Origin of the sequence: Flavobacterium kochi (assembly GCF_048286715.1) — a bacterium.
Lineage (GTDB): Bacteria > Bacteroidota > Bacteroidia > Flavobacteriales > Flavobacteriaceae > Flavobacterium.
In genome coordinates this window covers 26,486-36,186 of sequence record NZ_JBLVPW010000035.1, presented here as the reverse complement: position 1 = coordinate 36,186, position 9,701 = coordinate 26,486, and the positions used below count along the sequence as shown (strand labels likewise).

Below are 9,701 nucleotides of genomic sequence, written 5' to 3'. Positions count from 1 at the left end.
ATACCCTGCTGTTCCTCCTGCTACGCTTTGAGCCTCGATAGTGGCCGTTTGTAAACAAGTATAAGGTATTGTTATAACAGCTGTTCCAGTAATTGCAAGGGGCTGAGTCAAAGTAACCGTATTCAGTACCGATACACAACCTTTACTGTCCTTTATCTGATAAGGATATGCCGTTCCTGCAATTAATCCTGTGTATAACGTGGTATTTGAAAATCCTAAATTATTGAAATTATAAGTGTAAGGTCCTACTCCGCCTGCTGCAGTAAGGGTTACACTTCCATTTGTGGCTCCGTTACAGGTTGGGTTGATTTTGGTAGTAGAAACAGTTGGGTTAACAATTGGGATTATTTTAATAATATTAGATTGTGCAGGACAGCCATTGGCATCTGTTACCTGAAACTGATAATCTGCAGGTGTTGACGGATTTAATGTAAAAGTACTTCCACTAACAGTTGGTGTTCCAGTACCTTGAATTAGAGTAACAGTATATGGTGCATAACCACCTGTTATTGTTCCTGTAATTTTCGCATTAGGGGAAGCAGAACAATCTAACCCTTTGTTTAAAACTACATTTACATTAAGTTGTGAAGCAATGGTTTGTACTGGTAAAGTTACTGTACATCCATAAGCATCTCTGACTATTATAGTATAGGAAGCTGGTGTTAAATTCGTAAACGAATTGCTTGATTGCCACGAAGCTCCATTGTTAATACTATATTCATAGGGAGTTACTCCACCTGATGCTGCAATCATCAGGGTAGCTGCATTAACTGCATCATAACAGAAATCAGACGTCGCTGAGATGGTAGCTGTAGGGGATACTGGTGCTGTTAACGTAAAATTCGATGTAGCTGAACAACCATTCAAATCTGTGGTCGAAATCGTATAATTTCCAGCCAAACTTAAATTGGTGAAGGTATTTGATGCTTGAGGTCCAACTACTGGTCCGCTTGGTGGCGTTAGTGTATAAGTATTACTGCCCCATCCGCCTGTAACTGTTGCAGTGACACTCGCTTTGGATAAGCAGGTTATTGGAGTCTTTACCGTTGTGATAGCTAATGCGGCAGCCGGTTGTGAAACGTTGACCGTCGTTGTGTATTTACAACCAGTATCTTTATCTGTAACTGTAATGGTATAATTCCCTGCCGGCAGATTAGTCAGTGTAATTGTAGGAGCCGTTTGTCCCGACGCGGAGCTGCTTATCGGTCCTGTAATATCATAAGAATAAACGTATTTACCACCTGTAAACGTTCCCGATATATCAAATTTAATTGATCCCGTTGAAGTGTTATAGCATTTTACATTATTTAATAATGTTCCTGTGACAGATATCGGAGGCTCTGCCACAAGATTATAATTCTCCTGGTACACACAATCATTTTTATCCGTTATCTGGAAAGTATACGTACCAGCGGGTACTCCAGAATATTGTCCGTTCGCATTTATTGGGGTTAAGTAATTGTATAGAGGAGAGCCAACAGCAATAAATGACGGGACGGCAATTATCTGAAATCTCACAGGTGATTGACCACCAGTTCCAGAAGGCCAATTAACATTAAATGCTGAAGTATTGTCACTACAATTGAAACTCTTATAGGTGAACGTTAGGTCTCTGGGACCATTTACAGAAGCTACAGTAATTGGATTTAAATCAACTGTACAGCCATTATTATCTTTAATTTTTACTGTATAAGTGCCTGAAGACAAACCAGAAAAAATCATTCCTGACTGAAAATTTATACCATTTATACTATAGGTATAAGGAGATGTCCCACCGGAGACTCCCGAAACAGTTATCGTGGCAGAACCTTTACAGGTATATGGCGTAGTTAAAGTACTGGTACCCGTAATAGCTACAGGAGTTGTAACAGTGACAGATTGAGGCACAGTTGTACAAACTGAAGTCCCGAGTGTGTATTCAACAACCACATTATAATTCCCAGCGGCAAGACCTGTAAACACAGGTGAATTAACGAAAGTAACCCCGTTATCAATACTGTATCGCAAGCTGTTTCCGTTAGGATTGCTAACATTTACTGTTATTGTTCCAGTATTGCCTCCTGAACATAAAACATCCGTTTTTGCAACTGTATAAACTGGTGACGGAGTCGCATTTACTGTAATTGAGGTTGTTGTTGTACAGTTATTATTATCAACAACGGTAATATTGTAAATACCTCCAGTTGGTAAAGGAGAACTAACAACGATCTGCGGTACGCTTTGGAAATCGGTTGTACTGTTTACAAAATAGGAAAAAGGTGGAGTTCCGCCTATAGGGGTCACTGTAATTTCTCCGTCTGTACAGGTCAATGGTACTGTAAGTGCCGAGCTAGCGGTTAAAACGGCTGGCTCAATTAAATCAACAGTTCCTGTTAAATGACACCCGTCTTCAGTGGATACATCCCAAGTGTAGGTAATTGGACTCGAAAGTGTTCCAGCATTTAGGTTCGAAAAAGTATAATCACTGGCAGCGATAGGCCCTACTTGATTTACTAAAGTTGCTCCCTGATAAATTTTATAATAGTATTGTCCTTGAACATCATTGGCGGCAAGTTTGATAGAGCCTTTTCCTCCATTGCAATAAGGTTGTGTAATAAAAGTAGATACCGTAAAATCTCTCTTTCTAATTTGAATTCCCGGTACGCTAAAAATGCAAGGGAATGAACTTACACCTATTTGTTTGATAAAAACAGTATAGGAATTTTGTGTAGTAATAGGGAAAACATTAGACGCTTGATAAGTAACATTATCTAAACTATATTCATATCCTGCAGGAACTCCCCCAATGGTTATTTCACCCTTAGTATTACAAATTATGTCTTTTGTTGTAACTGTAGGATTTAATAAATTTTGATAGACATTAAAATAAAAGCGATTAAAGCATCCTCCAGCATAATTTATGGTCATCCTAAACTGGCCCGAAGTCTTCGCAGTATAATCCGGACCGGTACCTACCTGTGCCCACGTACAAGCTGTACTTTCATTGGCGCAATCAGGATTAACAACGGCTGTACAGCTGGCTTCATTCAATTTTTCCCAAACAATAGATATGGCATCATTAATTCCGGATCGAATCAAGCGAGTAGCATTTGCTCCACACAAGAATATATTAGGTAATTTTTTTCCATTATTAGGACAGGTAACTACTTGATCAGCGAAAGGAATTACTGGATTATTTATTGCGGTCCCAAAAGGAGAAACTGTTACCGTTTGATCAATGGACAAACATGGAGCAACTGCTGTATCATGAACATAATAGGTCCCTACTTGAGTAACGGTAAGTGTTTGGTTCGTTCCAATTACAGGGCTCCCTGTTGGACTTGTTGACCATGAATAAGTACTATAGCCATTAGCTGCAACTAAATCTACACTGGCGCCACATAAAACAACGCTTTTTGAAAATTTACAACCTTCGACACCGACTAGGAAGTTTGTCGCCGAAGGTATTCCCAAATTACAGGCTGCAAAAGAAGACAAACTCGGATCATCTGTAATTTGGTTAGGACTGATGAGACCTCTATAAGTTGCATAAGCTTGATTTTGTATTTTATCTGAGCAGGCATCACTTAATTCATTACAGTTAGGAACAACCTGAACTTTAAATTCTAATTCATAACGGGGATCATTAACATTTACCAAATTATCAGGAATCGTAAAAATTATTTCCCGAGTGATCGCATTATAACTAAAGGTTATGCCTGAGCCATTTGGTATTATTATATCAGCCGGATTAAAATTAATATTTATTGGTAATTTATCCTTTATGGTAAATGAAATGGCATCGTCATTACCAATATTTTGAAACCCTATATTATAATACAATTCTTGACCTAAAGTGACATTCGTATTACCAATATCGTTACCTGTAATGTCTTGTACCTGTTTCGTTAATAATATGTTTGGCTCAATTATATCTACCGCAAAAGTGGTTACAAAAGCACCATAACCATCACCACTGGTGGTTAACTTTAGTGCTCCTGCAGTTGAATTATTTGGCAAAACACCATTTAATGGATTATTAATTTTAACATTATCGATGTCATAACCAAGCGTATTGGTGCTGGTGGGATTCCTATTGGCAACTTGTGCACCTGAATTAGAAATAGTAGAATTAAAGAAATTTGTTGCGGGATTTAAAGCATCACTTATCACGGTGAAAGCTGCTGAAGTACTCGCTTTAAACTGAAAAGAGTCTCCTGTTATGCCTAAATCTCCCTCTAACGCAGAAACACCAATCTTTGCATTTACCGGAAACGGTGCCGGTAAGGTTTTGAAACCGGAAACTGGTATATCCAACGATGCCGTGGATTGAACTCCAGCGTAACCATCAAATGTTGATATAAATTTACTAGGCAACGTAGGGCTTTCGTAAATAACCACAAGTGTCCATCCAGCGGCACAACCGCCGTTTCGTTTCCCTGTGGTAGCCCTTAGGTTCGCCAATGCGTAGGTACCATCGGCATTCGTTAATCCTTGTAATAACCCAGTTACATTTTTATAGCATATTATAGGAGAATCTTTAAATGACAGATTAATATTTGAGTAATTATATCCATCAAAAATAATAGCATCTTCGTCACCAGCCAGATCAGCATTATTATCCGCAGTTAAGTCCAAGTAACTGCCCCCCGGTAACTTAAATTTTACTTGATTCCAATCATTCAGTCTTTGGGTTCCAGTAAAAAACTGACTCGAATTGGTACCGACCTCATTAGGATAAATAGAAGCCCAATACAAACCTGCGTAAACAATTTTTTTACAGGAATTATTAATTAGTAAATTTGCCGTGCTGGAACTAAAAGTGGATGCATCCCCATCAACATCAATATAAACACCTTCATAAGAGTTATTGTTCCCTGCTCCACTGTACGGTGAAGCTAATCCCTTTCCCGCTATGATACTATTACCAATTAATACCACATCTCCTTTAACTTTAATATTTCCACCCGCTAATCTGGGGGTAAAAGGAATGGCAAGCTGAGCAAACAGGGCATAATTATTCACTAAGAATAACGCAGCAATTAGTAGGTAGTTTTTTAATTTCATTGGGGCAAAATTATTGTTCCAAGCAAGATTGCCTGAAGGTTTTTTATTGATTTAAATTGACCCTCAGGGGCATGAGGGTTAATTTAAAATTGTACAAAACTGGATTAATTTTAAAAAAATTAATTATTACTGTCTTTTCATTACGTAATTTTATTTATTGGTTTTCAATTTTAGCAATAGACATCTTACCATTGTAAGGCTTATTCCCTTTCGATTGTAATGCTTTTTTCGCCTGTTCTATAGTATCAAATTTGTCATAGTAAATAAAATATTTACTGGTATTGATATCATAGAAGAAATCTATATTTGATTGACCCGCTGCAACTGCTTTTGTTAAAAAAGCATCTCTTTTAGCAACATCATTATGGACCGCGACCACTAAATAATAACCACTTTCTACATTTTGAATGTTTTTTAGAATTTGCATAGTCGACTGCTCATCACCATAATCAAAATCCTCTGCCTTTAAAGGAACAGCGCTAAAAGGTGTCTTTTCTTTTATTCGACTTAATGTCGCTTTATCTTTCAAATACCTAGTTTGATCATTCTCAAAACCTGCACGTTTAATTCTTCTTTTTTTCTCTATTTCTGTCTCAGCTTTAATTTTTTCTAATGAAGCAATTAAATTTAGGTTTGCCTGTATTACTTTTAATTGTTCTGCTTTTAGTGTTTCTATTGTTTTTAAATAATATTGATTTGTTGCATCATTTTTATTAGGCACTTTTTTGAGTCTTTCTTGGTATAAATTATCTAACGCTATAATCTTTTCATTTTGAGTTTTGTTTACTGCAGCTATCTCTAGTTTTAAAGCTTCTAATGCACTGTTCTCAGCAGACACACTTTTGAAAGGTTTTGGCTCACTTAAAATACCTTTATCACTTAAATCATTCTCCTCTTTTAAATCCTTAAGGTCTTTTTCTTTATTAGCGACCGTTGCGTCGAGTCGTGTCAATAATTGCTGTTGTGTGTTCTTAGAATCTTCAACTAATTTGGTCAAATTATCCATAGATACAACGTTAGCATCCTTAGGTATAGCAGCTAATTTCGCTTGCATATCAGCATCGGCTTTGGCTTTGGAATCCGCAGCCAATTTTACTTGGGCTAGAGCCTCGGCTTTAGCTTTGGCGTCTGAATCTAATTTTGCTTGGGTAAGAGCGTCAGCCTTGACTTTACTATCTGCGGCTAATTTAGCTTGCATATCAGCATCTGCTTTGGCTTTGGCATCCGCAGCTAATTTTGCTTGGGCTATAGCGTCAGCTTTAGCTTTAGCATCCGCGGCCAATTTTGCTTGCATGTCAGCATCTGCTTTGGCTTTGGCATCCGCAGCTAATTTTGCTTGGGCTAGAGCGTCAGCTTTAGCTTTAGCATCCGCGGCCAATTTTGCTTGCATGTCAGCGTCTGCTTTGGCTTTAGCATCTGCAATTAATTTTGCCTGGGCAAGAGCGTCAGCTTTGGCTCTGTTATCCGCAGCTAATTTTGCTTGGGCTAGAGCATCAGCTTTAGCTTTTGCATCTGAATCTAATTTTGCCTGAGCAAGAACAGCGGATTTGGCTTGGGCGTCCGCAGCTAATTTTGCTTGGGCAAGAGCATCTGCTTTGACTTTAGCATCTGCAATTAATTTTGCCTGGGCAAGAGCCTCAGCTTTCGCTTTAGCAGCTGCCACTAACTTCACTTGGGCTAGAGCATCGGCTTTGGCTTTAGCATCCGCAGCTAATTTTGCTTGAGCAAGAGCCTCAGCTTTCGCTTTAGCTGTAAGATCCACCTTGGGTTTAGCACTTGTAGCGAGTTTGGCTTTTGCAATCGAAGCTAATTTTGCCTGAGCAAGTGCATTGGCTTTAGCTTTGGCAGCTGCGGCTAACTTAGCTTGAGCAAGAGCATCAGCTTTGGCTTTAGCTGCAGGATCCAAAGTGGGAGTAGTACTTATAACGGGTTTGACTTTGACGACAGCAGCGACATCTAACTTGGCCTTGAGAGCAGCGTCAGCAAGTAGCTTAGCTTTGGCAGCGGCTGCAGCATCTAATTTGGCTTTGTTATCAGCGATTAGTTGCGCTTTGGCCTCCGCTATTTCCTTCAGTTTAAACAATCGGATTTGTTCTTTCTCTGCAATCATAGCAAGTTTAAGCTCCTTCAGCTTTTGAGCATCAATTGGAGATAAAATTGTAGATTCTTTTGGTTTTGGTGCTGGTTTTCTTGTTTCCGCAGGAGGAATAACCGATCCTTCTTCCTCATCATCACCGTAATAATAGCTATTACTTTTAAATTTATAAGCCAAAACTATTTCGTGAGAAGATCCAAAATTTGATAAATTACCCATCGCTTTTTCGAAATTGTATTCAATAGAAATTTTAGGGGTGATATTCATCCCTAATCCTCCAGACAGTCCATATACCGTATTATAGCCTGCTTGTGCCCACACTCCTTTTGGAATAGCAAACATCATTAATCCTGAAACAATAGTTTTATCTTTTTTTACCTCTGTCTTAAGTAGCGCAGAAAATTTACTTTTATCAAAAAAACCATAAGTGTCTAAATATCCGGTATGCATAATATGGGCTTCGATACTTTTTTCAGGATCATCTGCAACTATCTTAGAAGTTTTAAGATTATATAAGATCAAATTGTTTACAGACAGACCAAAATCAAGAAAAGCGGTTCCATAGTTTATACCCGGATTAATCGTAATTAAAGTATTTGAAGGTATGTTTTCTAATGATGGATCAGGATAATTTGTAATAACCTTGGATTTATTTAAGCCACTTTTATAGAATCCAACATTCATTCCAAAAGTTAAATTACTGTCTTCCTGAAGTACCACATTGTGAGCAAAATTTGCAACAGCACCAAAAGTGGTTAAAACACCATAATTCTGTTGGAACAGTCCAATAGCGATCCCTTCATTCTCTCTGAATCTTCCGGAATAGCTTGCTAAATAGGTCTGCGGCGCATCATCAAACTGAACCCATTGCCTTTTATTATAAAAACTGATGCTAGTACTTTGTTCTCTTACAAAACTAAAGGTTGGATTGATAAGGAATCTATTAAACTTTAAAGAATTTCTTATAGGTAATGAAAACGAAACAACTCCATCCTCATGGTCTTGAGAATAGAGTGCCTGCAGCGTACCGTAAAAAAAAACTATGAATAGTAAAGCTTTCCTCATATTATTTTAATACCGTTATTGAGCCCTTTTTTACTTTTTGGTCTTGCGTGGTGATGATATAATAATAGACTTGATTTACGTTTTTAAAATCCAATGTGTTTTCGGGCCAATTATTTTGATAGTCAGTTGTTTTAAGTACTATTTCTCCCAGCGAACTCAGCAAGACCACTTCGGTGTTCGTCCCGCTTGTATATTCTTGAGGTATAATCCAGGTGTCGTTGATACCGTCGCCGTTAGGGCTTATTAGATTGGATATGTTGGTAACATCCGGAAATGGATTGGAACTAACAGATTCAGTAACCACAAAAGAAAATTCTTTTGAAATACTACATCCTGTCGTTTGCGTAATTACAACCTTATAACTTCCTTTACTTTTCACCTCATAAGTATTTCCTGCAGCAGCTGGAATAACAACGTCATTCAAATACCATTTATAATCAGGATTCGAAGCTGATGTGGTTACAATTACTGACAGCGTTTCTTCTGGCGAAATAGTATTTGTATCCGGAACATTGATACTGCTGGTGAATTGAGTATTTTGTAAATTGATAATAGCATTAGCCGTACAACTTCCAAAATTAACAGCTACAGAATAGGCCCCTATCTGATCAGTTACATACGTTTGGCTTATTGCTCCCGAAATGGCCACATTATTTTTATACCATTGATAACTATTTCCTGCTGATGTTGTTAAAGTAGTGGCACCAGCACTTGAACAAAAAGGATTCCCAAGACTGGACGCTATCGTGGCTGAAGCCGACGAAGTAGCCTCACTTACCGTTACTCTATTGGAGTAAGAATCGGAAGTACAAGAACCATAATTGGTCTCAACATAATATTTTCCCGGTTGATTCACGCTTAAACTTTGTCCTGTAGCGATAGGAGTTACACCTGGTTCCTTAAACCAATTATAGGTTAACGAAGGGTACTTTAGTGGGGAATCATTAGATCCTGTGCCAGGATTATCTATTGTTAAAACATAACTTCCACCGGAGCAATAAGTGGCGGTCGAAACAAAATTGTTAATGGAAAATGGAGTATCCTGAGCCTTATAGTAGGCCGAAAAACTAACAGAATTAGGACTTATAGCTGCTGGACTTGTACTTTTTATTCTTAGTTTATATTTTTCTCCGGCAGTTGTCGTTGGTACCGAAAAAGTTAAAGTTGCAGGAGAAACAGTAACAGTACCCGCACCAGAAGTAAAAACAACTGTAGGACTGGTAAAACCTCCGTTTGGATCTGAAAGTTCTACTACAAATTGATTTGTAGCACTCAAAGCCGAAACTGGTGAAAAAGAAAAAGTTACATTAAAAGTATTAAAAGAGGAATTAGCACAAATCTGACTAAAAGGTAAAGTAGGTGTTCCGATAGCTACCTGAGCAGTCAGACTGTTAGTCAAAGGTAAAACCAAAAATAAAAAATAAAAAAAATATTTATTTACAGTAGGTATCATTCCGCATTTATTCTTTATTTAATAGGATTCATAAACTTAACT

Annotated in this window: 2 protein-coding genes and 1 pseudogene; all 3 read right to left on the bottom strand. The window is 37.9% G+C overall.

Annotated features, from left to right (window positions below; translation table 11 throughout):
• Positions 1 to 5,046 (bottom strand): annotated as a pseudogene (locus tag ACNQGH_RS20020) (T9SS type B sorting domain-containing protein); the annotation flags it as partial.
• Between the two features lie 154 nt (positions 5,047 to 5,200).
• Entirely contained in the window at positions 5,201 to 8,206 is a 3,006-nt protein-coding gene (locus ACNQGH_RS20015; RefSeq protein WP_417957785.1) for a PorP/SprF family type IX secretion system membrane protein, read from the bottom strand.
• 1 nt (position 8,207) lies between these two features.
• The gene (locus ACNQGH_RS20010; protein WP_417957784.1) at positions 8,208 to 9,659 is read right to left on the bottom strand and encodes a T9SS type B sorting domain-containing protein; all 1,452 of its coding nucleotides are present in this window, start codon (positions 9,657 to 9,659) and stop codon (positions 8,208 to 8,210) included.
• Positions 9,660 to 9,701: the final 42 nt, after the last annotated feature.